This window comes from Streptomyces luteolus (genome assembly GCF_029968015.1).
Taxonomy (GTDB): domain Bacteria; phylum Actinomycetota; class Actinomycetes; order Streptomycetales; family Streptomycetaceae; genus Streptomyces; species Streptomyces luteolus.
Map to the genome: position 1 here is coordinate 137,521 of NZ_JASCIS010000010.1, position 26,037 is coordinate 163,557.

Annotated in this window: 21 protein-coding genes and 2 pseudogenes; 11 read left to right on the forward strand and 12 right to left on the reverse strand. The window is 73.1% G+C overall.

Going from position 1 to position 26,037, the window contains the following annotated elements; genetic code table 11:
- Positions 1-343 precede the first annotated feature (343 nt).
- Positions 344-927 (forward strand): annotated as a pseudogene (locus QIT00_RS12490) (LLM class flavin-dependent oxidoreductase); the annotation flags it as partial.
- 13 nt (positions 928-940) lie between these two features.
- Here QIT00_RS12490 and QIT00_RS12495 read toward each other — a convergent pair.
- Entirely contained in the window at positions 941-1,393 is a 453-nt protein-coding gene (locus tag QIT00_RS12495) for a VOC family protein (protein WP_282535268.1), read from the reverse strand.
- The gene (locus QIT00_RS12500) at positions 1,390-2,301 is read right to left on the reverse strand and encodes a helix-turn-helix domain-containing protein (RefSeq protein ID WP_282535269.1); all 912 of its coding nucleotides are present in this window, start codon (positions 2,299-2,301) and stop codon (positions 1,390-1,392) included. The genes QIT00_RS12495 and QIT00_RS12500 overlap by 4 nt, the downstream gene beginning before the upstream one ends.
- 465 nt (positions 2,302-2,766) lie before the next feature.
- On the opposite strand from QIT00_RS12500, the gene mgtE reads away from it, so the two are divergent.
- A complete protein-coding gene (gene mgtE / locus QIT00_RS12505) occupies positions 2,767-4,146 on the forward strand; it encodes a magnesium transporter (RefSeq protein ID WP_282535270.1) in 1,380 nt (459 codons plus the stop codon).
- 162 nt (positions 4,147-4,308) lie between these two features.
- Here the strand turns inward: mgtE and QIT00_RS12510 are convergent, their stop codons facing one another.
- The gene (locus QIT00_RS12510; RefSeq protein WP_282535271.1) at positions 4,309-5,247 is read right to left on the reverse strand and encodes a slipin family protein; all 939 of its coding nucleotides are present in this window, start codon (positions 5,245-5,247) and stop codon (positions 4,309-4,311) included.
- Positions 5,248-5,438: 191 nt separating this feature from the next.
- On the opposite strand from QIT00_RS12510, the gene QIT00_RS12515 reads away from it, so the two are divergent.
- Positions 5,439-6,431, forward strand: coding sequence for an NAD-dependent epimerase/dehydratase family protein (locus QIT00_RS12515; protein ID WP_282535272.1), 993 nt, complete (start codon positions 5,439-5,441; stop codon positions 6,429-6,431).
- Between the two features lie 174 nt (positions 6,432-6,605).
- On the opposite strand, the gene QIT00_RS12520 is transcribed toward QIT00_RS12515, so the two are convergent.
- The gene (locus QIT00_RS12520) at positions 6,606-7,718 is read right to left on the reverse strand and encodes a sensor histidine kinase (RefSeq protein WP_282535273.1); all 1,113 of its coding nucleotides are present in this window, start codon (positions 7,716-7,718) and stop codon (positions 6,606-6,608) included.
- A gap of 3 nt (positions 7,719-7,721) precedes the next feature.
- A complete protein-coding gene (locus QIT00_RS12525; protein WP_282535274.1) occupies positions 7,722-8,495 on the reverse strand; it encodes a response regulator transcription factor in 774 nt (257 codons plus the stop codon).
- Between the two features lie 123 nt (positions 8,496-8,618).
- On the opposite strand from QIT00_RS12525, the gene QIT00_RS12530 reads away from it, so the two are divergent.
- From QIT00_RS12530 to QIT00_RS12540, 3 genes and pseudogenes are all read left to right on the forward strand, one after another.
- On the forward strand, positions 8,619-9,362 hold the full coding sequence (locus tag QIT00_RS12530; protein ID WP_282535275.1) for a glycosyltransferase family 2 protein: 744 nt from the start codon (positions 8,619-8,621) through the stop codon (positions 9,360-9,362).
- Positions 9,359-10,015, forward strand: a complete 657-nt coding sequence (locus tag QIT00_RS12535) for a TIGR04282 family arsenosugar biosynthesis glycosyltransferase (protein ID WP_282535276.1) — start codon at positions 9,359-9,361, stop codon at positions 10,013-10,015. The genes QIT00_RS12530 and QIT00_RS12535 overlap by 4 nt, the downstream gene beginning before the upstream one ends.
- Positions 10,012-10,587: pseudogene (locus QIT00_RS12540) on the forward strand (methyltransferase domain-containing protein); the annotation flags it as partial. The gene QIT00_RS12535 and the pseudogene QIT00_RS12540, both read left to right, overlap by 4 nt.
- A gap of 146 nt (positions 10,588-10,733) precedes the next feature.
- Here the strand turns inward: QIT00_RS12540 and QIT00_RS12545 are convergent.
- Both QIT00_RS12545 and QIT00_RS12550 read right to left on the reverse strand, forming a co-directional pair.
- Positions 10,734-11,258: a hypothetical protein gene (locus QIT00_RS12545; RefSeq protein ID WP_282535277.1), complete on the reverse strand. Its 525-nt coding sequence runs from the start codon at positions 11,256-11,258 to the stop codon at positions 10,734-10,736.
- A complete protein-coding gene (locus QIT00_RS12550; protein ID WP_282535278.1) occupies positions 11,258-12,526 on the reverse strand; it encodes a molybdopterin-dependent oxidoreductase in 1,269 nt (422 codons plus the stop codon). Before QIT00_RS12550 ends, QIT00_RS12545 begins: the two co-directional genes overlap by 1 nt.
- A 113-nt stretch (positions 12,527-12,639) precedes the next feature.
- Here QIT00_RS12550 and QIT00_RS12555 point away from each other — a divergent pair, with 113 nt between their 5' ends.
- Positions 12,640-14,001, forward strand: a complete 1,362-nt coding sequence (locus QIT00_RS12555) for a hypothetical protein (protein WP_282535279.1) — start codon at positions 12,640-12,642, stop codon at positions 13,999-14,001.
- Positions 14,002-14,025: 24 nt separating this feature from the next.
- Here QIT00_RS12555 and QIT00_RS12560 read toward each other — a convergent pair whose 3' ends face one another.
- Positions 14,026-15,525: a SulP family inorganic anion transporter gene (locus QIT00_RS12560; protein ID WP_282535280.1), complete on the reverse strand. Its 1,500-nt coding sequence runs from the start codon at positions 15,523-15,525 to the stop codon at positions 14,026-14,028.
- A gap of 183 nt (positions 15,526-15,708) precedes the next feature.
- Between QIT00_RS12560 and QIT00_RS12565 the strand changes: the two genes are divergently transcribed.
- Complete coding sequence (locus QIT00_RS12565; RefSeq protein WP_282535281.1) at positions 15,709-16,890, forward strand: D-alanyl-D-alanine carboxypeptidase family protein; 1,182 nt, start codon at positions 15,709-15,711, stop codon at positions 16,888-16,890.
- A gap of 222 nt (positions 16,891-17,112) precedes the next feature.
- Here QIT00_RS12565 and QIT00_RS12570 read toward each other — a convergent pair whose 3' ends face one another.
- From QIT00_RS12570 to QIT00_RS12585, 4 genes are read right to left on the reverse strand one after another with little or no spacing between them, the layout of a single operon-like run.
- Positions 17,113-19,044 carry an amylo-alpha-1,6-glucosidase gene (locus QIT00_RS12570; protein WP_282535282.1) on the reverse strand — a complete coding sequence of 644 codons (1,932 nt, stop codon included), beginning with the start codon at positions 19,042-19,044 and terminating at the stop codon, positions 17,113-17,115.
- The gene (locus QIT00_RS12575; protein ID WP_282535283.1) at positions 19,041-20,594 is read right to left on the reverse strand and encodes an MGH1-like glycoside hydrolase domain-containing protein; all 1,554 of its coding nucleotides are present in this window, start codon (positions 20,592-20,594) and stop codon (positions 19,041-19,043) included. Before QIT00_RS12575 ends, QIT00_RS12570 begins: the two co-directional genes overlap by 4 nt.
- The gene (locus QIT00_RS12580; RefSeq protein WP_282535284.1) at positions 20,591-21,391 is read right to left on the reverse strand and encodes a sugar phosphate isomerase/epimerase family protein; all 801 of its coding nucleotides are present in this window, start codon (positions 21,389-21,391) and stop codon (positions 20,591-20,593) included. Before QIT00_RS12580 ends, QIT00_RS12575 begins: the two co-directional genes overlap by 4 nt.
- 14 nt (positions 21,392-21,405) lie before the next feature.
- Positions 21,406-22,452, reverse strand: a complete 1,047-nt coding sequence (locus QIT00_RS12585; RefSeq protein WP_282535285.1) for a zinc-dependent alcohol dehydrogenase — start codon at positions 22,450-22,452, stop codon at positions 21,406-21,408.
- A gap of 153 nt (positions 22,453-22,605) precedes the next feature.
- On the opposite strand from QIT00_RS12585, the gene QIT00_RS12590 reads away from it, so the two are divergent.
- Genes QIT00_RS12590 through QIT00_RS12600 form a run of 3 tightly spaced genes read left to right on the forward strand, consistent with a single transcriptional unit; the run spans position 22,606 to position 26,011 of the window.
- Positions 22,606-24,003 (forward strand): ABC transporter substrate-binding protein, encoded by a 1,398-nt coding sequence (locus tag QIT00_RS12590; protein ID WP_282535286.1) that lies wholly within the window; start codon positions 22,606-22,608, stop codon positions 24,001-24,003.
- Positions 24,004-24,047: 44 nt separating this feature from the next.
- Positions 24,048-25,130, forward strand: coding sequence for a carbohydrate ABC transporter permease (locus QIT00_RS12595; RefSeq protein ID WP_282535287.1), 1,083 nt, complete (start codon positions 24,048-24,050; stop codon positions 25,128-25,130).
- Positions 25,131-25,144: 14 nt separating this feature from the next.
- A complete protein-coding gene (locus QIT00_RS12600; RefSeq protein ID WP_282535288.1) occupies positions 25,145-26,011 on the forward strand; it encodes a carbohydrate ABC transporter permease in 867 nt (288 codons plus the stop codon).
- Positions 26,012-26,037: the final 26 nt, after the last annotated feature.

A 26,037-nucleotide genomic window follows, 5' to 3' on the forward strand; every position in this document is an offset into this window, starting at 1 on the left:
ATGCGGCTGGCGCCGCGTGGCCGCGGAGCTTCGGGGCTCCGCCCCGGACCCGCTCCTCAATCTCCCCCAGCTACCGCTGGGAGGTGCCCCCGGAGGGGCTCAAAATTGAGCCCCTCCGGCGATTGAGGAGGCCCGTCCGGCAGGCCACGCGGCGCCAGCCGCATATCGGACGCTGCGGGAAGGGGCGGGGTGGGGAAGAATCCGCCGTCCGGCATTCGACGACGGACCCGCAGGCCGGCGTGGCGCACCCAGCCGACGGTGCGGGCCCCATGACCGTCCTAGGCGCCGTCTTCCGCCCCAGTGCCCACCCGAACAACTCCGCTTCGTCGCCCGCGCAGCGGAGCAGGACTGGATGGGCCAGACCGGCAGCCGCGTCGAGTCCCCGCTCACCCTGCTGCGCGAACACCTGGACGCGCTGCGGGCGCTGCTCCGCGGCGAGCGGCTCAGCACCGAGGGCCGGTACGTACGCCTGGACGACGTCGCCCTCGACTGGCCGCCGCCCGTACCGCCCGCGATCCTCGCCGGGGGCCGCGGCCCGCGCACGCTGCGTCTGTGCGGGGAGGCGGCCGACGGCACGTCCTCGACGCCGGCACCTCCCTCGACGGGATCCGCCGGGCCCGCGCCCTCGTCGACGAAGGCCGCGCCGCGGTCGGCCGCACCGGACCGCATCCGCTGACGGTCTACCTCCTCACCGCCACCGGGCCGGACGCCACCCGGCGGCTCGCCGCCGAACTCGCCGCGTGCGGCCAGGCCCCCGGCAGCGGCATCGGCGTCGCCGGTGACGCCAAGGCCGTGGCGGAGGGCGTGGCCCGCGTCGTGGCGGCGGGCGCGGACCGGGTGGTGCTCCAGCCCACGGCCGAGGAGCCGGACCCCGAGGGCTTCGTGCGGTTCACGGCCCAGGAGGTCCGGCCCCTCGTCCCGCGCTGACGGAGGCGGGGGTTCAGCGGCGCGGCTCGCCCCGGTACGGCCCGAAGGACCACTTGTTGCCCTCCGGATCGGTGATCGCGAACTCCCGGTTGCCGTACGGCTGATCCTTGATCTCCATCAGGATCCGCACCCCGGAGCCGGGTGCCGTGAGACGTTCGTAGAGCGCGTCGACGTGGTCGGTGACGACGTACGCGCCCAGGGTGCCCGGCTCCAGCGTCCAGCCGTCCTTCTCCTCGGGGTCGTAGCTGCCGAGCATGATGCCGCCGCCTTCCGGCCAGTCGAGCTGGGCGTGGGCGACCTTCCCGGCGTCCTCGTAGACGGCGGTGCGCTCGAAGCCGACGGTGTCGACGAGGAAGTCGATCAGGGCGGGGGCGTCGTGCGCCAGGAGTGTGGGCCACACGGTGGGCGCGGGCCGCGCGGCGGTGTCGGTGGTGCTCTGTTCCGCGGTGTTCTGTGTGGTGTTCATGGCTCCAACCCTTCACCGTTCATATGGCCCCCGGCTTGGATATTCCGGCACTCCTCGACCAGCCAGGCCGTCGGGCTCGCGCCCGTGTAGCGGCGGAAGTCGCGCACCAGGTGCGAGTGGTCGTAATAGCCGCAGTCCGCCGCCACCCGCGCCAGGTCGAGCGCCGTGCCCCGCACCACCGCGCGGACCACGGCCGCCTTCGCGTGCTCGAACCGCATCAGGCCCGCCGCCTGCTTCGGCGTCACCCCGGTCTCCGCGCGGAACAGCGTGGTCAGGCGGCGCGGGCTGAGCGCCACATGCCCCGCGAGCCCGTCGAGCGTGCCCGCCCCCCGGTGCCGGGCCAGCCACGCCCAGGCCTCCGCGACCTCCGGACGTACCCGCGCCGAGCGCCCGGCCGCCGCCGCGCGCGCCCGCAGATACCCGGAGAGCGTCGCGAACCGGTCCGCCCAGTCGCCCTCCTCCACGAGCCGCTGCCGCACCGCCTCGGCCCGCGCGCCCAGCACATCCGCCCCCGAGGCCACCAGCTCACCGGTCAGCTCTGCGGCGGGCACACCGAACAGCGCGCGGGCCGCGAGCGGATGCACCGCGAGCTGGATGCCCGCCTGCCGCTCGGGCTGCACCACGTACGCCGGGCCCTGCTGGAGCGCGCCCAGGACGATGTCGGTCCGGCTGGCGTCGGGGCCGCTCGCCTGCTGCGGGGTGAGTCCGCTCGTCACCGGCCCGTCGAAGGAGAAGATCAAGGTCAGATACGGGGACGGCAGCCCGATGTGCAGTCCCGGCCGCTGCGCCGACGTGCGGTACCCGACCGCCGAGACGATCCCCTCGACCCTCGGCGCGGCCCGCACGAACTCCAGGGACTCGCCGTCCGCGGTCCCCTGCTCCCGTACGGCCGCCTTGCGGGACGCCATGCCTCAAGTATGGGACGCGGGAGCCGGGCCTGTCCCGGGGTGCCAGCTTGGCCTGCCAGCTTGGCCTGTCACGGCCTGCCAGCCTGGCCTGTCCCGGGGTGCCAGCCTGGCCTGTCCCGGCCTGCCGGCGAACCGGCCGCCTACCGGCGAGGTGCCCGAAAGACCCGGTCTGCGGGTGTTCACCCATCCCCTGTAGGCTGCACCGGCGCGTCCGCTGCGGCCGGCGCGCGGAGTACATCGGATGTGGCGACGGACGGAGGTGGTGCTGCGATGCGCGGCGAACCCCCCAGTCACCCACCGCGAGGCACCCACCCCCTCCAGAACCCGGCCCCCGGCCTGCGCTGAGCGCGCCTTACGGCTGTCGGGCGGGGCGGTGAGTGCGGTGCCCGGCGCTTCGGCGCCCACCCCGATCAGCCCCGAACTCCCTTGTCCTGCACGGGACTTGAACTTCTCTGAGGATCTGGCATGCCGCACACCTCGCTGCCCGAAGAGCCGCGCTCCGAGCGCACCGAGCCCGACGAGCGCTCCCTTCAGGACCTCGTGCAGAGCCAGCAACTGCACGCCGCCCTGGAGTGGCTGGAGACCAACCCGCCGCACGTCATCGCCGACGAGCTGGCCCGGATGGACGCGACCGCCGCCGGTATGGCCTTCCGGCTGCTCGACAAGGACCGCGCCCTGACGGTCTTCGAGGAGCTGGAGCCGGTCGACCAGCAGCAGATCCTCCAGGGCCTGCGCGACCAGACCTTCCTGGAACTCGTCGAGGCCATGGACCCCGACGACCGCGCCCGGATGCTCCGCGAGGCCCCCGCCAAGGTCGCCAAGCGGGTCCTCGCCGGGCTCAGCTCGCACCAGCGCCGGATGACGGCCGCGCTCCTCGGCTACCCGGAGGGCTCCGTCGGCCGCTACATGACGCCCGAGGTGGTCGCTCTCGGCCAGGACCTCACCGTCGGCCAAGCCCTCGGCGTCGTCCTCGCCGAGGGCAACGAGGCGGAGACCGTCTACACGCTGCCCGTCGTCGACCACACGCGCCGCCTCACCGGCATCGTCGAGCTGCGCGAACTCGTCCTCAACCCGCCCGAGACCCTCGTCTCCGACCTCGTCGTCACGGAGCCCGCGTACGCGTACGCCACCGACTCGGCCGAGCAGGCCGCCCGTCTGATGCGCGAGACCAACGACCTGAACCTGCCGGTCGTCGACAGCGAACAGCGCCTCGTCGGCCTGCTCACCATCGACGACGCGGTCGAGGTCATCGAGGCCGCCGACACCGAGGACGTCGCCCGCCAGTCCGGCTCCGCGCCCTGGGCCGGGCACTACATGGCCGCGTCCGTCTGGCAGTTGGCCCGCTACCGCGCGCTGTGGCTGAGCCTGCTCCTGATCGCCGCGACCCTCACCGTCACCGTCACGCAGGCCTTCGAGGCCACTCTCGAACAGAAGGCCTCGCTCGCGGTGTTCATCCCGATGCTGATCGGCGCGGGCGGCAACGCGGGCGCCCAGGCCGCCACCTCGTGTGTACGTGCGCTGGCGGTCGGCGAGGTCCGCGGCTCCGACCTGCTGAAGGTGATCTGGCGCGAGTGCCGGGTCGGCCTGGTCCTCGGCGCTCTGCTCGCGATCCTCGGCATGGTCGTCGGCACGCTCTTCGTGGGGGCGGACGTCGCGGTGGTCGTCGGCATCACGCTGATCCTGATCTGCGGCTGGGCGGCCACGATCGGCGGCACGATGCCGCTGCTCGCGAAGCGGTTGAGGATCGACCCGGCGGTGGTGTCGGCCCCCATGGTGACGACGCTGGTCGACGCGACGGGGTTGATCATCTACTTCCTGACGGCGAAGGCGGTGCTGGGCGTCTGAGGTTGGTATTCCCCCTCCCCGCCCCTTCCCGCAGCGTCCGATATGCGGCTGGCGCCGCGTGGCCTCGCCGGACGGGGCCTCCTCAATCTCCCCCAGCTACCGCTGGGAGGTGCCCCCGGAGGGGCTCAAATTGAGCCCCTCCGGCGATTGAGGAGCCTCGACTCACCCCTCGGGGGTGGTGGGGGCGCCGTCGGTGGAGTCGGGCGCCGGGGTCAGGCTGCGTGGCGGGGTGGCGGGGGAAGCGCCGACCTGGTCCCTGATCTGGTCCATGACCTCCTCGGGCAGCAGGTCCTGCGGCACGGCGTGCGGCGGCTCGGACAGGGCTGCCGACTGGTCCGCCTGCTGGGTGCTGCGCTCCAGGAACCGGAGCAGCTCGACGGGGAACGGCAGGACGAGCGTGGAGTTCTTCTCGGCCGCGACGGCCACCACGGTCTGCAACAGCCTCAGTTGCAGGGCGGCCGGTTCGCTCGCCATCTGGTGGGCGGCCTCGGCGAGCTTCTTCGAGGCCTGCAGCTCGGCGTCGGCGTTGATCACGCGGGCCCGGCGCTCGCGGTTCGCCTCGGCCTGGCGGGCCATCGACCGCTTCATGGTCTCCGGCAGGGACACGTCCTTGATCTCGACGCGGTCGATCTGCACGCCCCAGCCCACGGCCGGGCTGTCGATCATCAGCTCCAGGCCCTGGTTGAGCTTCTCGCGGTTGGACAGCAGGTCGTCCAGGTCGCTCTTGCCGATGATGGACCGCAGCGAGGTCTGCGCCATCTGCGAGACCGCGAAGCGGTAGTCCTCGACGTTGATGATGGCCTTGTCGGCCTCGACGACCTTGAAGTACACGACGGCGTCCACGCAGACCGTGACGTTGTCGCGGGTGATGCCCTCCTGGGCCGGTACGGGCATCGTGACGATCTGCATGTTGACCTTGCGGAGGTGGTCCACGACCGGGACGATCAGCGTGAACCCGGGCTGGCGCACCTCGCGGCGCAGCCGTCCCAGGCGCAGGACCACACCTCGCTCGTACTGCTTCACGACCCGTGCCGCCGCCATGACGTAGAGCACCCCGGCGGATCCGACCGCCCCGGCAGCGAGGATCAGTTCCTGAACCATGGCGACCCCCTCGGGTCCGAGCCGCTGGTATTTACCACGTTATGGGCGTTATGCCCAATGGTCGAGGGGCTCGCACCTAATCGTCGGTGTGTCTCGGCGCGTACCTGTGCAGCGGCCGGACGGGCTTACGGAACCATGACGGCAGGGCGCGGCCCTGCCGCCGGACCGGGCGGGCCGCATAGCGTGCGGGCATGCGTGTACTGGTCACCGGCGGAGCCGGGTTCATCGGATCCCATGTCGTCGAGGCGCTCACCGCGCGCGGCCACGAGACCGTCGTCCTCGACCTCCGCGTCGACCCCGGCGCGGACGTACGGGACGGGGCGGCCGTGGCCCGCTCCCTCGCCGGGGTCGACGCGGTCTGCCACCAGGCGGCCATGGTCGGCCTCGGCACGGGCTTCGCCGACGCCCCCGACTACGCCTCGCACAACGACGTCGGCACCGCCGTCCTGCTCGCCGCGATGGCCGGCGCGGGCGTACGCCGCCTCGTCCTCGCGGGCTCGATGGTCGTGTACGGGGAGGGGCGCTACGACTGCGCACGGCACGGGCGGGTGCGCCCGGGACCGCGAGCCGTCGAGGACCTGGACGCCGGCCGCTTCGAGCCGAGGTGCCCGGAGTGCGGGGCGTGGCTGACGCCCGGCACGGTCGACGAGGACGCACCGGTCGACCCGCGCAATGTGTACGCCGCGACCAAGGTCGCCCAGGAGCACCTGGCGGCGGCGTGGGCGCGGGACACCGGCGGCTCCGTGGTCTCGCTGCGCTACCACAACGTCTACGGACCCCGGATGCCCCGGGACACCCCGTACGCGGGAGTGGCCTCGTTCTTCCGCTCGGCGCTCGCGTGCGGCGAGGCGCCGACGGTGTACGAGGACGGGGCGCAGCGACGGGACTTCGTGCACGTACGGGATGTGGCGGCGGCGAACGCGGTGGCCCTGGAGGCGGACGCGGCGGGCGGTGCGCTCACCGCGTACAACACCGGCAGCGGCGAGCCGCGCACGGTCGGCGAGCTGGCCACGGAACTGGCCACGGCCCACGGTGGCCCGGCGCCGCGCGTCACGGGCGAGTACCGCCTCGGCGACGTCCGCCACATCACCGCGGACTCGTCCCGCCTGCGGTCCGCGCTCGGCTGGCACCCGGAGGTCGGCTTCGCGGAGGGGGTACGGGAGTTCGCGAGTCGGGGGGCGTAGTCCGGGCCCCGGGCCCCCGCTTCGATGCCGTCGTCCGGCTGCCCCGCCGTCGTGGCTGGTCGCGCCCACGCGGCGGAGCCGCACAACGTCACAGCCCCGCGCCCCTTTCGGGCCCCGGAAGCTGTCCGCCAGGACTTTCGGGAAGGGCCGGGAGGGGAGAAGACACGCCCAAACTCAGGGCTCCGGAGTCGGCAGTGTCACCTCGAAGCGGCAGCCGCCGGTGATGTTGTGGACGGCGGCGCGGCCGCGGTGGGCCTCGACGATGCCGCGGACGATCGCGAGGCCGAGGCCCGCGCCCGCCGGTGGTGTCCGGGCGTCGGAGCCGCGCCAGCCCGTGTCGAAGACGCGGGGGAGGTCCTGCTCGGGGATGCCGCCGCAGCCGTCGGACACCGAGAGCACCGCTCCGTCCGCCCGGCGTTCGACGGCCACCTCGACCGTGCCGTCGGCCGGGGTGCGACGGATCGCGTTGACCAGGAGGTTGCCCAGGACGCGGCTCATCTCCTTGCCGTCGACCTCCACGGGCACCGCCTCGACGCGTTCGCCGACGAGCCGTACGCCCAGCTCACTGGCGAGCGGGGCCGCGCCCGCCAGTGCGTCGCCGACCAGGTCGTACAGGGAGAGCCGGGAGCGCGTGAGGGTCAGGGCGCCCGCGTGGATGCGGGAGAGCTCGAAGAGGTCGCCGACCATGTCGTTGAGGCGTTCCACATCGGTGCGCATCTGCTTGAAGTAGCGCTCCGGGTCCGCGGCGACCCCGTCTTCCAGGGCCTCCGCCATCGCGCGAAGCCCGGCCAGCGGGGTGCGCAGATCGTGCGAGATCCAGGCGACGAGCTCGCGCCGGGACGCCTCCAGGGCCCGCTCGCGGTCGCGGGACTCGGCGAGCCGGGCGCTGGTGGCCGCCAACTCGCGGCTGAGTACGGCGAGTTCATCGGGTGCGGCGCCCGGCGGCGCCGCGTACTCGCCGCCGTCGCCGAAGGAGCGGGCGGCGAGTTGGAGGGCGCGGCTGCGGGCGACGACCCAGCGGCCGAGCAGCAGCGCCGTCGCGAGCGACACGACGGCCGCCATCGCGACGACCGTAGTGACGACGGTCAGGTCGTGCGGCGACAGGAACATCGCCCACGCCACGGCCAGCGTCCCGGCGAGCATCGCGGTCACGGCGACGACGGCCACCACGGCGACGGACACGGTCAGCGAGCGGTGCCGGAGCAGCCGTAGCGCCGCCGCCCCGAGCAGCCCGGCGGCGCCCGCGCCGAGCAGGGCGAACAGGGCGATGAGCAGGATGTCGCGCATCGCTCACGCCCCTTCCGCGAGGGCGGGCCCGCCGGGCAGCGAGGTGTCGGGGCTCCCTGGCGGCTCGAAGCGGTAGCCCACGCCCCACACGGTCCGGATGAGCCGGGGCTCGGCCGGGTCCTGCTCGACCTTGCCGCGCAGCCTGCGCACGTGCACCGTCACGGTCGACAGGTCCCCGAAGTCCCAGCCCCACACCTCGTGCATCAGCTCCTCGCGGCTGTGGGCGCGCCCAGGGTGCCGCAGGAAGTACGCGAGCAGGTCGAACTCCCGCAGCGTGAGGGCGAGTTCGGCGCCGTCCCTGGTGGCCCGGCGCGCGGCCGGGTCGACGGTGAGACCGGCCGCGCTCAACGGGCGGGTGCCCTCGGCGGGCCGGGCCCGGCGCAGCACGGACGCGACCCGCAGGACCAGCTCGCGCGGGCTGAACGGCTTGGTGACGTAGTCGTCGGCGCCCACCTCCAGGCCGAGGATCCGGTCGTCCTCGTCGCCGCGCGCCGTGAGCATGACGACCGGGACAGGCCCGTGCGCGCGCAGCCGGCGGCACACCTCCAGGCCGTCCATGCCGGGCAGCATCAGGTCGAGCACCACCAGGTCGGGCCGGTGCGCGGCGGCCCGCGCGAGGGCGGCGGGCCCGTCGGCGGCGCGGTCCACGGCGTACCCGGCGCGGTCCAGGTACCCGGCGACGACCTCGGCGACCGTCGGGTCGTCGTCCACCACAAGGACCAGGGGGCGGTCACCTGTGGCTGGGTCCGGGGTCGGTTCGTACGGCTGCTGCTCCATGCCCACAGCCTCGCACCGCGCGCGGGCGGGTGGGGCACGCGGGGGTGGGGCGGGGGCGGACGTCCGCGTTCCGTAAGGAGCGGCTGTCCGTTTTGTCGGATACTGCTTCGTAGGGTGACATCCGTGACGACCTCATCCCCGCACCCCGACGCCGACGACGACGCCGACGCCGACGACGTAGACGTAGACGTGGTCCTGCCGTGTCTGAACGAGGCCGAGGCCCTGCCCTGGGTGCTCGCCCGCATCCCGGACGGCTGGCGCGCCCTCGTCGTGGACAACGGCTCCACCGACGGTTCCGCGGAGATCGCCCGCGCGCACGGCGCGACCGTGGTCCGTGAGGAGCGCCGCGGCTTCGGCGCCGCCTGCCACGCGGGCCTGACCGCCGCCACCGCCGACATCGTGTGCTTCTGCGACTGCGACGCCTCCCTCGACCCGTCGCTGCTCGTGCCGTTCGTACGCGAAGTGCGCGCGGGCCGGGCCGACCTGGTGCTCGGGCGCAGACGGCCGCGGGGCCGCAGCGCCTGGCCGCTGCACGCCCGCCTCGGCAACCTCGCCCTCGCCCGCATGCTGCACCGCCGCACCGGCCTCCGCCTGCACGACCTCGGCCCGCTGCGCGCCGCCCGCCGCACGCCGCTGCTCGGCCTCGGCCTCACCGACCGGCGCAGCGGCTACCCGCTGCAGATGGTCGTCCGCGCCGCCGACGCGGACTGGCGCGTCACGGAGCACGACGTCCCGTACCTGCCGCGCACCGGCCGCTCCAAGGTCACGGGCACCTGGCGGGGGACCTGGCAGGCGGTACGGGACATGCGCGAGGTCCTGGCCGAACCGCCCCATCGAGGCGCCCACCCGAACGGAGCCCGACGGTGACCCCTCCCCTCACCCTGCTCGTCATCGCCAAGGAGCCGCTGCCCGGGCGGGTCAAGACGCGGCTCACCCCGCCGTTCACGCCCGCGCAGGCAGCGCGGCTCGCCGAGGCCGCGCTCGTCGACACCCTGCGCGCCGTCGCGGCGACCCCGGCCCGCCGCCGTGTACTCGTCCTCGACGGGCGGCCGGGCCCTTGGCTGCCGCCCGGCTTCGACGTCGTACCGCAGTGCGCGGGCGGGCTCGACGCACGCCTGGCCGCCGCCTTCGCCGCCTGCGCCGGGCCCGCCCTGCTCATCGGCATGGACACCCCGCAGGTCACCCCCGAGCTGCTCACCGTCGAACTCGCCGACGGCGAGGCGGTGTTCGGGCCCGCCGAGGACGGGGGTTTCTGGGCGCTGGGGATGGCCGAGCCCGACCCCGCGCTCGTACGGGGTGTGCCCATGTCGGCGCCGGACACCGGGGCCGTCCAGCGCGACCGGCTCGTCGAGGCGGGGCTGCGGGTGCGGGACCTGCCCGAGCTGCGGGACGTGGACACGGCCGCCGACGCCACCGCCGTCGCCGCGAGCGCCCCGCACGGCCGCTTCGCCGCCGAACTGTCCCGGCTGCACACCGACCGGGCTCGGGCCGACCGGCGCGGGGCGGTGTCCGGCCGATGAGCACCGTGCCGGGGCGGCGGTCCGGCCGCACGGCGGGGCGGAGCCGGGGCGCCGACCCGTACGAGAAGGGGCGCGAGGACTCCTCCCCGGGGGCGCGGTCCGACCGTACGCCGCACCGGAGTTGGGGCGCCGACCCGTACGCCGACCCGTACGCCGACGCGCTGCGGCTCGGATCCGGTCCGCTGTTCCTGCGGCGCCACGACGGATGGCTGCTGCCCCTCGACGTGGAGCGCTGGTGCGCCGCCGCCGACTCCGCCGATCTGCGGCTGCTCGAACGGTGCGAGGGGGCGGTGCTCGACGTGGGCTGCGGGCCCGGCCGGCTCGTCGCGGAACTCGCCGCCCGTGGCCGGCGCGCGCTCGGCATCGACGTCAGCGAGGCCGCCGTCACCCGCACCGTCGAACTCGGCGGGCAGGCCCTGGTCCGCTCCGTCTTCGACCCGCTGCCCGCCGAGGGGCGCTGGGGCACGGCACTCCTCGTCGACGGCAACCTCGGCATCGGCGGCGACGTGCCCGCCCTGCTCGACCGCATGGCCGAACTCCTCGCCCCGCGCGGCCTGTTGATGGTCGAGACGGACCCGGCGGACGTGGACGAGATCGTCGACGTCCACCTCGTGCACGCCGCCGACCCCCGCATCACCAGCGCCACCTTCCCCTGGGCCAGGCTCGGCACGCCCGGCCTGCTGCACCGCGCCCACGCCCTCGGCTGGCGGGCCGACGATCACTGGGAGGCCGACGGCCGCACCTTCGTCGCCCTGCGCAACCGGGGCCGCGACCGGGACCGCGACCGCGACCGGGACCACGACCGCACGAGCAGGAGCAGCGCCGAACCGGCGAACAGCACCGCCGTGACAAGCAGCCAGCGGGCCAGGAAGCCGTCGGCCGACAACCCGGTCGCCCCCGCGTAACGCTCCGACACGCGCCCGCTGATCAGCGGGAACCAGACGAGCAGCAGCAGCCCGGACAGCAGCGCGGGCACCCGCACGTACGCCAGCCACTCCCGCCGTCCGCAGGCGCCGAGCAGCCGCGCGAGCGCCCGGTCCGCCATCCCGTACAGCGGCACCAGCACCAGGTCGTGCAGCAGCGCCGAGCCGACGAACCAGAGCGCCACCTGCACCGTCTCGCCCGCGAGCAGCCGCACGCCCGCGTACCCGGCGAGCGCGAACGAGGCCGCGAGCAGCAGGAGTTGGAAAGGGCTGCCGGTCAGCTCGCGCAACGACCGGCGCCCAGGCATCCGGAAGGGCATCACAGTTCTCCGAACTCGAGCCGGGTGACCCACTTGGTGTTCAGTACGCCGGGCGCCGCGGGCACGATGATCCGGGCCGGGCGGCCGTGGTCGGCGCTCAGCGGTTCGCCGTTGACGTCCAGGGCGAGCAGCGAGCGCGCGTCCGCCACCTGGTTGGCGCGCAGGGCCGCACTCCGGAACGCGCCGCGCCGCTGCAGCGACCGTACGAACACGTCCGGCGGGTCGTCGTACCCGACGAGCGCGGCCAGATCCCGCAGCCGTACGCCCCGCCACCACTGGTCGGCGGTCGACCAGCCCTCCACGCAGGCGATGGGCAGAGCCGCGCTGTGCAGCGGCATCCGGCGCAGGTCGGTGAGGCTGAGCCGGACGGTGCCGGAGCGTCCGGTGACGACGAGCCGCCACGCCTCGGAGTCCGTCTCGCGCGGGTCGATCCCCACGTACGCGGCCGTCTTGTTGATCTGGAAGCCGTTCGGGCCCTCGCCGGGTTCGGGGCCGCCGTGCGGGGAGAGTACGGCGGTCTCGCGCAGCGGCCCGTCGAAGCTGCGCCCCACCGACGTACCGAACAGCAGGGCCGAGCCGCCCCCGACCATCCACAGCGCGCCCCGGCGGGAGACGGTGGGCGGGGCGGGATCGGGGGAGACCAGCTCGTCCTCCTCGGCCTCGTCATCCTCAACCTCGCCCTCCTCGCCCCCGTCCCTCCGCCCGGCCCGCATCTTGCGTACGTTCCGCACCGCCGCGGGCGCCTTCAGTACGACATGGGCGAGGAACGCGGCGAAGAAGACCCAGGCCCCGTAGAGGTGCAGCGGGTAGAAGGAGCCCGGGAAGGCGTAGTCCAGCTGGACGTTGAGGATGCCCGTGACGAACTCGAAGAGCGCGCCGCCCACCAGAAGCAGCAGCGAGAGCCGCTCCAGGCCGTGCGCGAGGGAGCGGACGGGCGGCAGCGCGAAGAGCCGCGGCACCACCGACCACAGCTTGGCGAGCAGCACCGGCACGAGCGCGAGCCCGAGGGTGACGTGCACGCCCTGCGTGAGCCGGTACAGCCAGTGCGGGTCGGTCGGCCACGAGAACAGGAAGAAGCCCAACAGCCCCTTGTCCGGCGTCTTGTCGTTCACCGGGTCGAGGTCGGGGTTGTACGCGGCGTACGAGAGCAGCCCCGTCACGAACAGCACGGTCATCCCGGCGAGCAGCACCAGACCGAGCACGGAGGTGAACCGGGCGCCGCGCACCGGGCTGCGCCAGAACGCGGGGGAGGAGGGGAACCTGGGCATGTGCCGACGGTAGGCCGGAAGTCCGCGCCCACCGGCGAAACAACGATGACGAAACGCTGACGTCGCGACCGGTGACCGCCCGATGGGCCGCCGCCCGGCCTAGCGTTCCCCCCGTGCACCGCGAACCCCGCCCCGAAGACCATCGGCTCGGCACCCGCCGGGATCTTTACGCCGCCGCCGCCGCGATCCTGCTCGTGGCGGCCGCCATCGTGATCGGCCACCACATCGAGCAGCGAGACGGCACGCTGCGGGTGAGCTGGCCGCCGCTGTACGCCAACTGGCTGCCGCACGTCGGCCCGGGCACACCGGCCGCGCTCGCCGTGGCGGTGCTCCTTGTCGCGTACGGGCCGCCACTGGCCGCCCGGCTCCCGTGGCGCGGGCTGCTCGCCGCCTCCTACGCGGCCGCGTCCGCGTGGACCTGGTCGCTCGCCCTGATCGACGGCTGGCACTGGGGCATCGCGCGCCGCCTCACCACGAAGTACGAATACCTCCAGGTCATCGACCGCTTCCAGAACATCCCGGAAACCCTCAGGGAGTTCAGCGGCTTCATCCTGCTCGACTCCCCGGACCACTGGCCCGCGCACATCGCCGGGCACCCGCCCGCAGCGACGGTCACCTTCGTGCTGCTCGACCGGATCGGCCTCGGCGGGGGCGCCTGGGCCGGGGTCTGGTGCCTGGTCGTCGGCGCCACGACCTGTCTGGCGGTCCTGGTCACCGTACGGGCCCTCGCCTCGGAGCAACTGGCGCGCCGCGCGGCCCCGTTCCTCGTCCTCGCCCCCGCGGCGGTCTGGGCCGGCACGTCCGCCGACGGCTACTTCGCGGCCGTCGCCGCCTGGTCCGTGGCCCTCCTCGCGCTCGCCGTGACGGCCCGCCGCCCCTGGCCACGCCGCACGGCGGCCTGCGGCTCGGGCCTGCTCTTCGGCCTGACCTGCTACCTGTCGTACGGCCTGACGCTGTGCGCGGTGATCGGCCTGGCGGTGCTGCTGCTGGGACGCGGCCGGGAGTGGCTACGGGTGCTGCCGTACGTGCTGCTCGGCTTTGTCGTCGTGCCCGCGGTGTTCACGGCGTACGGGTTCAACTGGTGGGAGGCGTACCACCTGCTGGTGGAGCGCTACTACCAGGGGGCCGCGGGGGTGCGGCCCTACGCGTACTGGGTGTGGGCCAACCTCGCGTGCACGGTCCTCGTCGTCGGCCTCGCGACGGTGGCGGGGCTGCGGCGGGCGGGCGGTGTGCTGTGGGGGCGGTCCTTCCGCACGCCCCAGGCGCGCCTTGCCCTGCTCGTCGCCGGTGCGCTGCTCGCTCTTCTCATCGCCGACCTGTCCGGGATGAGCAAGGCGGAGACGGAGCGGATCTGGCTGCCGTTCGCGATGTGGCTGCTGGCTGCCGGGGCGTTTCTGCCGAGGGCCCGGCCTTGGCTGGTGGCGCAGGGCGTGCTGGCCTTGACGGTCAACCATCTGCTGCTGACGGGGTGGTGAGGGGGCGGAGCCCCGGCTCGCGTCTCAGTGGGAGCTGAGCTGTCCCGCGAGGCGGTCGTGCATATCGGCGCTCGGCTTGTTCAGGCCGATGATGGTGACCTTCTTGCCGCGTTCCGCGTACTTGTTCTCGATGGCGTCGAGGGCGGCCACGGACGAGGCGTCCCAGATGTGCGCCTCGGTGAGGTCGATGACCACGTCGTCCGGATCGTCCTTGTAGTGGAACTGATGGACGAGGTCGTTGGACGAGGCGAAGAACAGCGCGCCCGTGACCGCGTACACGACCTGCCGTCCGTCGGGGTCGACGACGGCGGAGACCTGTGCGAGGTGCGCGACCCGCTTCGCGAAGATGACCATCGCGGTGATCGAGCCGACCACCACACCGACGGCGAGATTATGGGTCGCCACCACACAGGCCACGGTGACCACCATGACCGTGGTCTCGCCGACCGGCATCCGCTTCAGGGTCTTCGGCCGCACCGAGTGCCAGTCGAAGGTGCCGACGGAGACCAGGACCATCACGGCGACCAGCGCGGCCATCGGGATGTCGGAGACGACGGGCCCGAACGCGATGCACAGCACCATGAGCAGCGAACCGGCCAGGAAGGTGGACAGCCGGGTGCGGGCCCCGGAGGTCTTCACGTTGATCATCGTCTGGCCGATCATGGCGCAGCCGCCCATGCCGCCGAAGAAGCCGGTGACGATATTGGCGATGCCCTGGCCGATGGACTCACGGGTCTTGTTGGAGCGCGTGTCCGTGATGTCGTCGACCAGCTTGGCCGTCATCAGGGACTCCATCAGGCCGACGAGCGCGAAGGCGAAGGCGTACGGCGCGAGGGTGGCCAGCGTGTCCAGGGTGAACGGGACGTCCGGGATGCCGGGCACGGGCAGCGAGGACGGCAGCTCGCCCTTGTCGCCGACGGTCGGCACGGCGATCCCGGCGCCCACGGTGATCACGGTGAGGATCACGATCGACACCAGCGGTGCCGGCACGGCCTTCGTGATCCGCGGGAACAGCACCATCAGGACCAGGCCGCCGATGATCAGCGGGTACACGGGCCACGGCACGTTCCGCATCTCCGGTACCTGGGCCATGAAGATCAGGATCGCGAGCGAGTTCACGAAGCCGACCATCACGCTGCGCGGCACGAACCGCATCAGCCTGGCGACCCCGAGGGCACCGAGGACGACCTGGAACAGACCGCCGAGGATCACCGCTGCGACCAGGTAGCCGAAGCCGTACTGATGGTTGAGCGGCGCGATGACCAGGGCGATGGCACCGGTCGCCGCCGAGATCATCGCCTTGCGGCCGCCGACGACCGAGATGACCACGGCCATCGTGAACGACGCGAACAGACCGACGCTCGGGTCGACCCCCGCGATGATCGAGAACGAGATCGCCTCGGGAATCAGCGCGAGCGCGACGACGAGCCCGGCGAGCACCTCGGTACGGAGCACCTTCGGCGAGGCCAGCCAGTCGGGCCGGGACAGGCGCGGCTTCGGGGCAGGGGGCAGCGGTGTGGACATGCAACCGTTTCTCGGGGGGGGAATCGAACAGATTCTACCCTCGGCGAGGTGGCCGAGCGGACCGGTCCGGCGGGACGCGTAGGGCGGCCAGGTGCGGGGGCGCGTGCCGCCATCCGAGTGCCGGAGTCCGACCTGCGGCCCGGGGTTCCGGGGAGCAGCGAGGGTGATTCATACGTTTTACGGATGATTCCATCCTTTGCGCGTGCCGTCCTCGCCGGGGCCCTGGCCTCGGTGCTCGGCGCCCAACTCCTCGCCCAGGCCCCCGCATCCGCCGCCGGCCGCCGCCAGGAACCCACGCCGCCGCGTCCGGCGGCGGCCGCCCCGCCCTCCTGGCTGTACCGCAGCGGCATCCAGGTCCGGACGTGGCCCTCCGCCCCGGCCCTGCCCGACAACGTCTCCGCGCTCTCCTGGCTCGTGGCCGACGCGGACAGCGGCGACGTCCTCGCCGCGAAGAACGCCCACGAGCCGCTGCCGCCCGCCAGCACCATCAAGACGCTGTTCGCCCTCACCGCCCTGCCCCAGGTGCCCGGCACCACCCAGCACACGGTCACCGACTCCGAGCTCGAAGGGATCGGCGAGGGCAGCAGCCTCGTCGGCGTGGACGCCGGCCGCACCTACAGCGCCGACGACCTGTGGCGCGGCGTCTTCCTCAGCTCGGGCAACGACGCCGTGCACGTGCTCGCCGAGATGAACGGCGGCTGGCGGGCCACCGCCCGCCGGATGCAGGCCAAGGCCCGCTCGCTCGGCGCCCGGGACACCCACGTCGTCTCGCCGGACGGCTACGACGCACCCGGCCAGGTCTCCTCCGCGTTCGACCTCGCCGTGTTCGGGCGGGCCGGACTCGCGCACCCGGAGTTCCGCCGCTACTGCTCGACCGCCGTGGCGAAGTTCCCCGAGGGCGAGTGGTCGTACGACATCAAGAACACCAACCGCCTGCTCACCGGCGCCGACGGGGTGGCCCCGTACCCCGGGATCATCGGCGTCAAGAACGGCTACACCAGCGAGGCCGGGCACACCCTGATCGCCGCCGCGGAGCGCGGCGACCGCACCCTGATCGTCTCGGTCATGAACCCGCAGCGGGGCGGCGGTCTCGCGGTCTACGAGGAGGCGCGGGCGCTGCTCGACTGGGGCTTCGCCGCCGACGGACGCGTACGTCCCGTGGGTTCCCTCCAGCCGCCCGCCGCCAAGGCCGCGGCGGGCGCGGTCGCCCCGGCCACCGCGGCCGCCGAGGACGAAGAGGAGGGCTGGGCCTCCCTGGGCGGAGCGACCACGGGCGTCGCCCTGGCCGTCCTCGCCGGGTGGGCGGCCTTCGTCGTACGGCGGCGGCGCGTGCTGCGGGAGGGCCTGCTGCGCGGGGACTGCTAGGGCCCGTCTCCCCGATCTTCGCGGGGCCGCGACTCCCCCAGCCTTCGGCCGGGGGGACCCCCACTCGCCGCACGCCCGAATCACCCAAGTACGTCCAGTACGAGGGCGATCCGGGCGCACTCCCCCAGCCTTCGGCCGGGAGGTGCCCCCAGAGCAGGGGGACCCCCATGACGCCGCGGCCTGATCCGCGAAGATCGGGAAGACGGGCCCTGGCCGGGTGACCTACGCCGGGCGTGTGGCGTACGCCGTGAGCAGGGCCAGTGGGGTCGCCGCCGCCCATGCCTGCGGGGAGCAGGAGTGCGGGTACGGCACCGGCGCCCGGTGCAGGGCGCGGTCGTAGCCGGCCATCACCTCGGGCAGGCGGTAGCCGTGGTGCGCGGCGGCCTCGGTGAGGGCGTCGGCGAGCGTACGGGCCTCGTCGAGGAGGCCGTACCGGACGAGCCCGAGCACGATGACCGCGTTGTCGTGCGGCCAGATGCTGCCCCGGTGGTAGGAGAGCGGGTGGTAGGGGGCCTGGTCCGCGGCGAGCGTGCGGACGCCCCAGCCGGAGAAGAAGTCGTGCTCCATCAGGCGCCGTCCGGTGCGCTCGCCCTCCGCCCGGCCGAGGATCCCGGACCACAGGAGGTGGCCCGCGTCCGAGGCGAGGGTCGTGAGGCGGCGTCCCGCACCGTCGAGCGCGAGCGCGGGAAAGCCCGTCTCCTCGACCCAGAACGCCTCGTGGAAGCGGGACTTGAGGTCGCCGGCCGCCCGGTCGAGACGGTCGGCGTACGCCGCGTCCCGCCAGGCGGTGCGGGCGAGCAGGGCGGTACGGCGCAGCGCGTCGTACGCGTACCCCTGGGCCTCGGCCACCGCGACGGCGCCCTCGGCCTGCGTCCCGTCGGGGAAGCAGATCGCGCCCTCCGAGTCCTTCCAGTTCTGGTTGGCCAGGCCCCGCTCGTCGGCGTGGTAGACGAGCCAGCCGTGTGCGTCCAGGCCGCCGTGGCTGAACAGCCAGTCGACGGCGGCCCGGGCGTGGGACTCCAGGCGGTGGGCGAGGGTGAGGTCGCCGGTGCGTTCGGCGTGGGCGTGCAGCAGGACCAGGAACAGGGGCGTGCCGTCGACCGAGCCGTAGTAGCTCCCGTACGGCACCTGCCCGAAGTGGGCGAGTTCACCGTGGCGGATCTCGTGCACGATCTTGCCGGGCTCGGCGACGCGGTCGGGCCGGTGGGCCCCGGCCTGCGCGGCGGCCAGCGCGCGCAGCGTGGCGGCGGCGAGCGCGGGCCGCTGGTCGAGCGAGAACAGCGAGGTCAGCAGCGAGTCCCGGCCGAACAGGGTGAGGAACCAGGGGACCCCGGCGGCCGGCACGCGCACCGCCTCCCCGTCGGGCCCGGTCCCCGGCACCCGCAGCGACGCGAGGTCCGCCAGCCCCTGCTCGCAGGCCTTCCGGAGTTCGCCCGGGACCCCTTGGGCCACCACGCCGCCGGACGTGAACTCGCCCTTGTCAGCCGCGAGTTGTGCCGCCGCGTGCGCGGGGTCGCGGGGCGCGGGCGGCAGGGCGGGCGCGCCGTGCGGGAGTGCCGTGACCTGGAGCAGCAGCTCGCCGGTGCCGTGCGCGGGCAGCGGCAGGTCCCAGGTGAGGAGGGCCCCGTCGGTGGTGTCGGTGGTGTCCGGCGCGGGCTCGGCGGTCACGGTGGTACGCGAGGTCCAGGCGGCGCGGCGGTACGTGAACTCCACGCCGTCGCCCCGGAGTTCGACCTCGCGCGTCGCGCCGTCCTTGTCGTACGTCCTGCGGTCGGAGCGCAGCTCGAACTGGTCGGCGAAGTCGGCGTCCGCGCGCAGGGTGAGCCGGGCGGTGACCGGCTCGGCGCGGTTGCTGACGACCCGGACCCGCTCGGTCAACCGGCCGCAGGTGACGGCCTGTTCACGGAAGACCGTGTACGCGGGCGGCTCGTCCCGGGTGCCCTGCGGGGTGAGGACGCAGGCCTCGCCCGGCACCGAGGTGCCCGCCGAGAGGACGCCGGGCGCAGCCCCGTCGGCCTCCAGGAGCCAGCGGCTCAGGTGCCGGGCGTCGCGCCGGAACAGCCCGTCGGGGGAGGCGCCGCGGGTACCGGTGATGTCGCCGCTGTCGGCGAGGGCGGCGAACGTGCCGTCGTGGACGAGGAGTCGGCCCTTCATCGCGGCTCCTCCCCGGCGGCTAGGGGGTGTCTCTCCGATCTTTGCGGATCAGGCCGCGGCGTCGAGGGGGTACCTCCCTGCTCGAGCGGAGCCGAGAGCTTGGGGGAGGGTGCATCGGCGTGCGCCCGGATCGCCCTCGTACTGGACGTACTTGGGCGATGCGGGCGTGCGGCGAGGTGCCGTGCCAGGCGTCGCGGACCCGCAAAGGTCGGGGAGACACTCCCTAGCAGGTCGAGGGTGAGCGCCGCCGTCCAGCCGAAGCGGCGGGCGCCGCGCGGCTCGCCGGTCAGCGGGTCGACGTACTCGGCGTAGCCGGACCCGGCGGCGGAGCGCAGGAACGCGGACCGCAGGGCGTCGGCCCGTTCCGGTACGCCCTGGAGCCGCAGGCCGCGCTCGATCAGCCAGTTGATGTTGAACCAGGCCGGGCCCCGCCAGTACCGGGAGGGGTCGAAGGCGTGGCCCCGGAGGTCGTAGCTGGGGGCGAGTCCGGTGCGGTCGCCGAGGGCGAAGTGCGGGCCGGTGAGCGTGCGGAGGAGGGCGTCCACCACCGGTCCCGGCAGGCCGGGCACGATCAGCGGGACGAGGCCCGCGACGCTGGTCTCGGGGATGAGCCCGTCGCCGCCCGCGTGCAGGTCGCGGCAGCGGAACACGCCCGCCTCCGCGTCCCAGAGGCGGTCGAGCAGGGCCCGCGTCAGCCGCTCCGCGCGGGCCAGGTGCCCGGCGGGAGCGGCGCCCACCTCGGCCGCGATCTCGGCGAGCGCGTACTCGGAGGCGATGAACAGGGCGTTGAAGTTCGGGTCCTCGACGGCGAACCCGTGCGGGGCGGCCGCGTCGTCGTACCCGGCGTCCCGGTACTCGGCGGCGAGCCGTACGTACCGGCCGTAGTCCAGGTCCGTCGGGCGGTCGGTCGCCGCGCCGTGGTCGAGGTCGGCGCGGCGGAAGGTGCCGGGCTCGGCCGGCTCGATCCGGGCCAGCGGGCCGTCCCAGCAGGGACTGTTGTCCATGCCGGGCTCCCACGGGTGGACGACCGCCGCGAGCCCGCCGCGGCCCAGGTCGCGGCGGCGGGCCAGATAGTCGTGCCAGCGCGCGAGGCGCGGGTAGAGGCGTGTCAGGAAGCCGCGCCTGCGGGAGATTTCGGGGTCCGCCTCGTGTACGAGGAGCGCGGCGAGCGCGTGCACCGGAGGCTGCACGATGCCCGAGGTCTCCACGGTGGCGGGCGCCCCGCGGCCCGCCCCGGCGGCGGAGCTGCGCCAGAAGTCGGGGCTCGGGAAGTAGGCGCCGAGCGGCACCGACGGGTTGAAGACGATGTGCGGCACCCGGCCGTCGCCCCACTGGGCTCCGAGCAGCGACTCCAGCTCGCGCTGGGCGCGGCGCGGCGACAGGTGCCGCCAGCCGATGGCGAGGAACGCCGAGTCCCAGCTCCACTGGTGCGGATACAGCGAGCGGGACGGCACCGTGGACGTGCCGGTCCAGTTGCCGATGAGGACTTCGGCGGCCCCCCGCCACGCGCCGTCGCGGGTGGTGGCGGGCGCCTGCAGCAGCTCGGTCATGCTCCGGACCTGCGCAGGAAGCCGGGGACGGAGCGGACCGCGGTGGCCGGGTCGCCGGTCAGACGGCACTCGGCGGCGAGGTAGCCGTCGTAGCCGATGGTGTGCAGGGCGCCGAGCCAGGCCGGCCAGTCCAGGTGGCCCGCGCCGGGCTGGAAGCGGTTGGAGTCGGAGACCTGGGCGTGCCCGATGTAGGGGGCGTACTCGATGATCGCGGCGGCGGGGTCGGCCTCCTCGATGTTCATGTGGTAGCTGTCGATGCCGATCCGGACCGAGTCGAGGCCCACCTCCTTGATCAACTCGGCTGCCTGCGCAAGGCGGTTGACCATGTGGTCCTCGTACCGGTTGAGGGGTTCGAGGTAGAGCGTGACGCCCTCGCGCAGGGCGTGCTCGCCCATCTCGGCGAGGCCCGACAGCAGGATCTCCCGCTCCTCGGCCTCGCCGCGCGGCGGCTCGAAGGGCGGCAGGCGGCGCGAGAACATCCCGTACGAGGCGGGCGTCTGGGCGCCCCGGCCGCCGAGTTCGGCGATCACGCTGAGCTGCGACTTCAGCTGCTCGATGGCGTCGCGGCGCAGCTCGGCGTCGAACGCGCCGAAGAAGTGGAGCATCTCGACGCAGACGGTCGGCATGACGACCCCGTCGGCGAGGGCCTGCCTCAGTTCGGGCAGCCGGTCGCGGAAGTGGAAGTCGCCCTTGGCGCGCAGCTCGATCGCGTCGTAGCCGGCGCTCTGCGCGAACTCCCACTTCTCCTGGAGGGAGTTGCCCGGCAGGAGCTGTTCCTGTGCGGCGGTCTTCAGCATGGTGGCGGTGCCTCTCAGAATTCCAGGACGACCTGGAGCGCGTCGGCGGGACGCTCGTCCAGGAGTACGTACGCGTCGGCGGCGTCGTCGACCGGCACGACATGGCTGACCAGGGACTCGACGTCGACCTGGCCCTCGGCGACCAGGCGCAGGAAGGTCTGCTGCAGCCGGTCCACGGTCCAGCGGCCCTGCAGCGCGGCGGGGACGCCGCCGATCTGGGAGCAGACCAGCTGGACGCGGTTGTGGTGGAACTCGTCGCCCAGGCGCAGGCCGTCGCCGTCGCCCTGGTAGAAGCCGGAGGCCACCACGCGCCCGCCGACGGCGACGGAGCGGATCGCCTCGTGCAGCGCCGGGTGGACGCCGCTGATCTCGATGGCGACGTCGGCGCCCGCGCCGCCGGTGGCCTCGCGGATGCGCTCGGCGACCGCGTCAGTGCGGGCGTTGAGGGTGCTGTGGGCGCCGTACCGCTTCGCGGTCTCCAGGCGGCCGTCGATCGCGTCGACGGCGGTGACCCGGCCGCCGCTGAGCTGGGCGAGACGCGTGGCGATGAGGCCGATGACGCCCTGGCCGAAGACGGCGACGTCCTCGCCGAGGTTCAGCTCGGCGGACAGGATCGCGTTGTAGGCGATCGCGCCGACCCGCGCGAAGGCGCCCGCCAGCGGTTCGAGCCCGGCGGGCAGGGTGTGCCCGACCATCCGCTCGGCGGGCACGACGCCCTCGCCGCGGTGGCCCCAGATGCCCCACACCAGGTCGCCGACGACGGGCATGCCGGGCGTGCCGACCAGCTCGGGCGAGACCTCGGTCACCTCGCCGACCTCGGAGTAGCCCCAGCCGGCGACCGGGTACTCCATACCGGCCGCGCCGTCCCGGAACAGCCGCGCCTCGGGGTCCCAGGTCCGCGTCAGATACGGGTTGGTGCCCCGGTAGGCGGTCAGTTCGGTGCCGGCCGAGATGCCCGAGTAGCGGGTGCGAACGCGCAGGTGGCCGGTCGGCAGGGCGGCACTCTCGTGCTGCGCCACCTCGACCTGACGGGGGCCGGTGAATTGGACAACTCGGTGCACAACAGACTCCGAACGGTGTGGGCTGCAGGTGCGACTCACTGGTTGCGTCGAAACTATCCCTACTTATGTCTTGTCGACAAGCAAAAGTAGTGCTGAGATGCATTCTCGTAAGACGTAAGTTCCCAAGGCTTCCCCAAGACAAGGCGACGAGGCATGCGCTTCAGGTCAAAGGCGATCGCGGCTGGGCTCGCGGCCGCGACGGGCGTCACGGCCCTCTCCGGCTGCGCCGCAAGCAGTAGCGGACCGGCCGCACCGGACAACGAGATCACCGTCTGGTCCCAGGAGAATCTGACGCCGCGCATCGCCGCGACCGAGAAGGTCATCGCGCGCTTCGAGAAGAAGACCGGCGTCAAGGTCAACCTCGTCGGCGTCGACGAGGGCCAGATGCCCCAACTCATCATGTCGGCGGCCGCCTCCGGCAAGCTGCCCGACGTGATCGGCGCCGCGCCGATGGGCCAGACCTGGCAGATGTACAGCAACGGCCTGCTCAACACCGAGATCCCGCGCGAGATCGTCGACAAGCTCGGCCGGACCACGTTCGAGAAGAACGCGCTCGACCTGACCTCCGACGGCCGGAACCAGCTCGGCGTCCCCTCCGACGCCTGGCTGCAGCTGCTCGTCTACCGCAAGGACCTCCTCGCGAAGGCCGGCCTGGACAGCCCCGACACGTACGAGAAGCTGACGAAGGCCGCCGCGAAGCTCGACCGGCCGGGGCACGACGGCATCTCCGCCGCCACCGACCCGAGCGACGTCTTCACCCAGCAGAGCTTCGAGAGCGTCGCGCTCGCCAACGACTGCCAACTCGTCGACGGCAAGGGCGACGTCGACCTCGACTCGGCCGACTGCCGGACCGCCTTCGAGACGTACCGCACCCTCGCCGGAGACCACGGCGCCCCCGGAACCCAGACCGTGGACTCCACCCGCGCCACCTACTTCTCGGGCAAGTCCTCGATGGTCATCTGGTCCTCGTTCGTCCTCGACGAGCTGGCCGCCCTGCGCAAGGACGCGCTCCCCAGCTGCCCCGAGTGCGAGAAGGACCCCGCGTTCCTCGCCCGCAACAGCGGGATCGTCACCGCCCTCAAGGGCCCGGGCGCGGCGAAGCCCGCGCAGTTCGGAGAGATCACCTCCTGGGTGACGACCCGGACCGCCGAGACCGACGCCTCCCGGAAGTTCATCGAGTTCATGATGAGCGAGGGCTACGAGGACTGGTTCGGCATGGCACCCGAGGGCAAGATCCCCGTCCGCTCCGGCACCGCCGAACAGCCCCGGAAGTACCTGGACGCCTGGCGCTCCAGCGACATGGGCGTGTCGACCCGCAAGCCCATGAACGAGGTGTTCCCCGACGCGCTCCTCGACCAACTCGCCGACGGCGTCGGCAACATGAAGCGCTGGGGCGTCGACCAGGGGGAGGGCGCCCTCGTCGGAGCCACCAACGGCGAACTGCCCGTCCCCAAGGCCATCGGCGCCATGACCGCGGGCCAGATCACCTCCCGAGAGGCCGCCGCCGAGGCCCAGGACGAGGTAGAGGCACTCAAGACGTCCCTGGACTAGCCGCCCCGCCGTCCCCTCCGTACTTCCCTCCCCGAGGTAACCCCATGTCAGCAACCCAGAGCGGTACGACGACGCACCGCCCCACCCCGCCGGAGCCGGGCGCCCCCGACCCGGCGCCCGAGTCCGGGCAGTCCGGGCAGTCCGGGCAGTCCGGAAGGTCCGGGCGGTCCGGAAGGTCCGGGCGCAAGGCCCCGCTCACCGCGAGCCGCCGCGAGAACCGCGCCGGACTCGCCTTCGTCACCCCGACCTTCCTGGTGGTCCTGGTCGTCGTCGTCCTGCCGATCCTGTGGACGGTCGTCCTCGCCTTCCAGGACGCCAAGCTCGTAGACATCCAGGACATGGGCCTGTTCGGCAACTGGACCCTCGGCAACTTCCAGGACGTCCTCGGCTCCGCCGGCTTCTGGTCCAGCCTCGGCACGACCCTCACGTACACCATCGGCTCCACCGCCGGATCCGTGCTGCTCGGCCTCGTCGCCGCGCTCGCGCTGCGCAAGCCGTTCCGCGGGCGCGGGCTGCTCCGCGGCTCGATGCTGCTGCCCTACGTCGCGCCGGTCGTCGCCGTCGCGTTCGTGTGGGAGGTCGCGCTCAGCCCGCAGTTCGGCATCGTCAACGAGTGGGGCCGCACCCTCTTCGGCTGGGACGAGCCCATCGCGTTCCTCTCGACCCGCAGTTACGAAGTCGGCCTGTTCGGCGTGCACTTCGACGTTCCGCTCGCCCTGCTCACCGTCATCGCCTTCGAGGTGTGGCGCTACTTCCCCTTCGCCTTCCTCTTCATCCTGGCCCGCCTCCAGGCCGTCCCCGACACCCTCGAAGAGGCCGCGAAGGTCGACGGCGCCTCGCCCACCCAGCGCTTCCGCCACATCATGCTGCCGCAACTGCTGCCGGTCCTCGCGCTGCTCAGCGTCCTGCGCTTCATCATGACGTTCAACAAGTTCGACGACGTGTACCTGCTCACCGGCGGCGGCTCCGGCACCGACGTCGCGGCCGTACGCGTCTACGACTTCCTCACCGCCCGCTACGACGTGGGCGCCGCCTCCGCCCAGGCCCTCGTGCTCGCCGTCGTCCTGATGGTGCTGCTCGGCCTCTACTTCAAGTTCTTCGGCAAGAAGGTGCAGGAGGAAGCCTGATGTCGCGTCCCGCCATGACCCGTACACAGATCGAGGAACGCTTCTTCGGCGTCGCCCGCTGGATCGTCATCGCCTTCCTCGCGGCGATCACGATCGTGCCCTTCTACTACATGCTGCTGCTGTCGCTGAAATCCATCGACGCCCTGCTCCTGGACCCCGGCTCGCTGTGGGTCTCGGCCAAGGACTTCACGCTCGACACCTACCGCGACGTCATGAAGTCCACCGACGACGGCGGCCAGGGCTTCATGAAGCTGCTCGTCAACTCGGCCCTCGTCTCCCTCGGCACGGTCGCCCTCACCCTGCTCGCCGCCGTGCCCGGCGCGTACGCCATCAGCCGCCTGAAGTTCTTCGGCGGACGCCAGGTCAGCGCGCTCTTCCTCGCCGTCTACATGTTCCCGGCGACACTGCTCGCGGTCCCGCTGTTCGTGATGTTCGCCAAGCTGGGCCTCTCCTCCAGCCTGGCCGGACTCGCCATCGTGTACGTCGCGCAGACCGTGCCGGTCTCCATCTACATGCTGAAGAACTACCTCGTGACCGTCCCGTACTCGATCGAGGAGGCCGCCGCGCTCGACGGCTGCTCGCGGCTGCAGACCGTACGCAAGGTGATCCTGCCCCTGGCCACACCGTCCCTGATGGCGACCGGCCTGTACGTCTTCATGATCGCCTGGAACGAGTTCCTGTTCGCGCTGCTCTTCCTCGCCGCAGACCCCGACAAGTGGACGGTGTCGCTCGGCCTCGCCCAACTCGCCAACGGCATCGAGGTGTCCAAGACCGTTCTCATGGCCGGTTCGGTGGTCCTCACCATCCCCGTGGTACTTCTCTTCTTCGCCGCCGAACGCCTGCTCACCGAGGGGCTGACCAGCGGCGCGGACAAGAGCTGAACCGCACCACCCAGGGCCCGCACGAC

Bases quoted from the DNA above. Each gene is read 5' to 3' on its own strand.
- QIT00_RS12525 (WP_282535274.1), bottom strand. From the start codon at position 8,495: ATGGAGCAGCAGCCGTACGAACCGACCCCGGACCCAGCCACAGGTGAC.
- QIT00_RS12590 (WP_282535286.1), top strand. From the start codon at position 22,606: ATGCGCTTCAGGTCAAAGGCGATCGCGGCTGGGCTCGCGGCCGCGACG.
- QIT00_RS12570 (WP_282535282.1), bottom strand. From the start codon at position 19,044: ATGAAGGGCCGACTCCTCGTCCACGACGGCACGTTCGCCGCCCTCGCC.
- QIT00_RS12560 (WP_282535280.1), bottom strand. From the start codon at position 15,525: ATGTCCACACCGCTGCCCCCTGCCCCGAAGCCGCGCCTGTCCCGGCCC.
- QIT00_RS12595 (WP_282535287.1), top strand. From the start codon at position 24,048: ATGTCAGCAACCCAGAGCGGTACGACGACGCACCGCCCCACCCCGCCG.
- QIT00_RS12565 (WP_282535281.1), top strand. From the start codon at position 15,709: ATGATTCCATCCTTTGCGCGTGCCGTCCTCGCCGGGGCCCTGGCCTCG.
- QIT00_RS12495 (WP_282535268.1), bottom strand. From the start codon at position 1,393: ATGAACACCACACAGAACACCGCGGAACAGAGCACCACCGACACCGCC.
- QIT00_RS12545 (WP_282535277.1), bottom strand. From the start codon at position 11,258: ATGCCCTTCCGGATGCCTGGGCGCCGGTCGTTGCGCGAGCTGACCGGC.
- QIT00_RS12575 (WP_282535283.1), bottom strand. From the start codon at position 20,594: ATGACCGAGCTGCTGCAGGCGCCCGCCACCACCCGCGACGGCGCGTGG.
- QIT00_RS12500 (WP_282535269.1), bottom strand. From the start codon at position 2,301: ATGGCGTCCCGCAAGGCGGCCGTACGGGAGCAGGGGACCGCGGACGGC.
- QIT00_RS12580 (WP_282535284.1), bottom strand. From the start codon at position 21,391: ATGCTGAAGACCGCCGCACAGGAACAGCTCCTGCCGGGCAACTCCCTC.
- mgtE (WP_282535270.1), top strand. From the start codon at position 2,767: ATGCCGCACACCTCGCTGCCCGAAGAGCCGCGCTCCGAGCGCACCGAG.
- QIT00_RS12510 (WP_282535271.1), bottom strand. From the start codon at position 5,247: ATGGTTCAGGAACTGATCCTCGCTGCCGGGGCGGTCGGATCCGCCGGG.
- QIT00_RS12600 (WP_282535288.1), top strand. From the start codon at position 25,145: ATGACCCGTACACAGATCGAGGAACGCTTCTTCGGCGTCGCCCGCTGG.
- QIT00_RS12550 (WP_282535278.1), bottom strand. From the start codon at position 12,526: ATGCCCAGGTTCCCCTCCTCCCCCGCGTTCTGGCGCAGCCCGGTGCGC.
- QIT00_RS12515 (WP_282535272.1), top strand. From the start codon at position 5,439: ATGCGTGTACTGGTCACCGGCGGAGCCGGGTTCATCGGATCCCATGTC.
- QIT00_RS12520 (WP_282535273.1), bottom strand. From the start codon at position 7,718: ATGCGCGACATCCTGCTCATCGCCCTGTTCGCCCTGCTCGGCGCGGGC.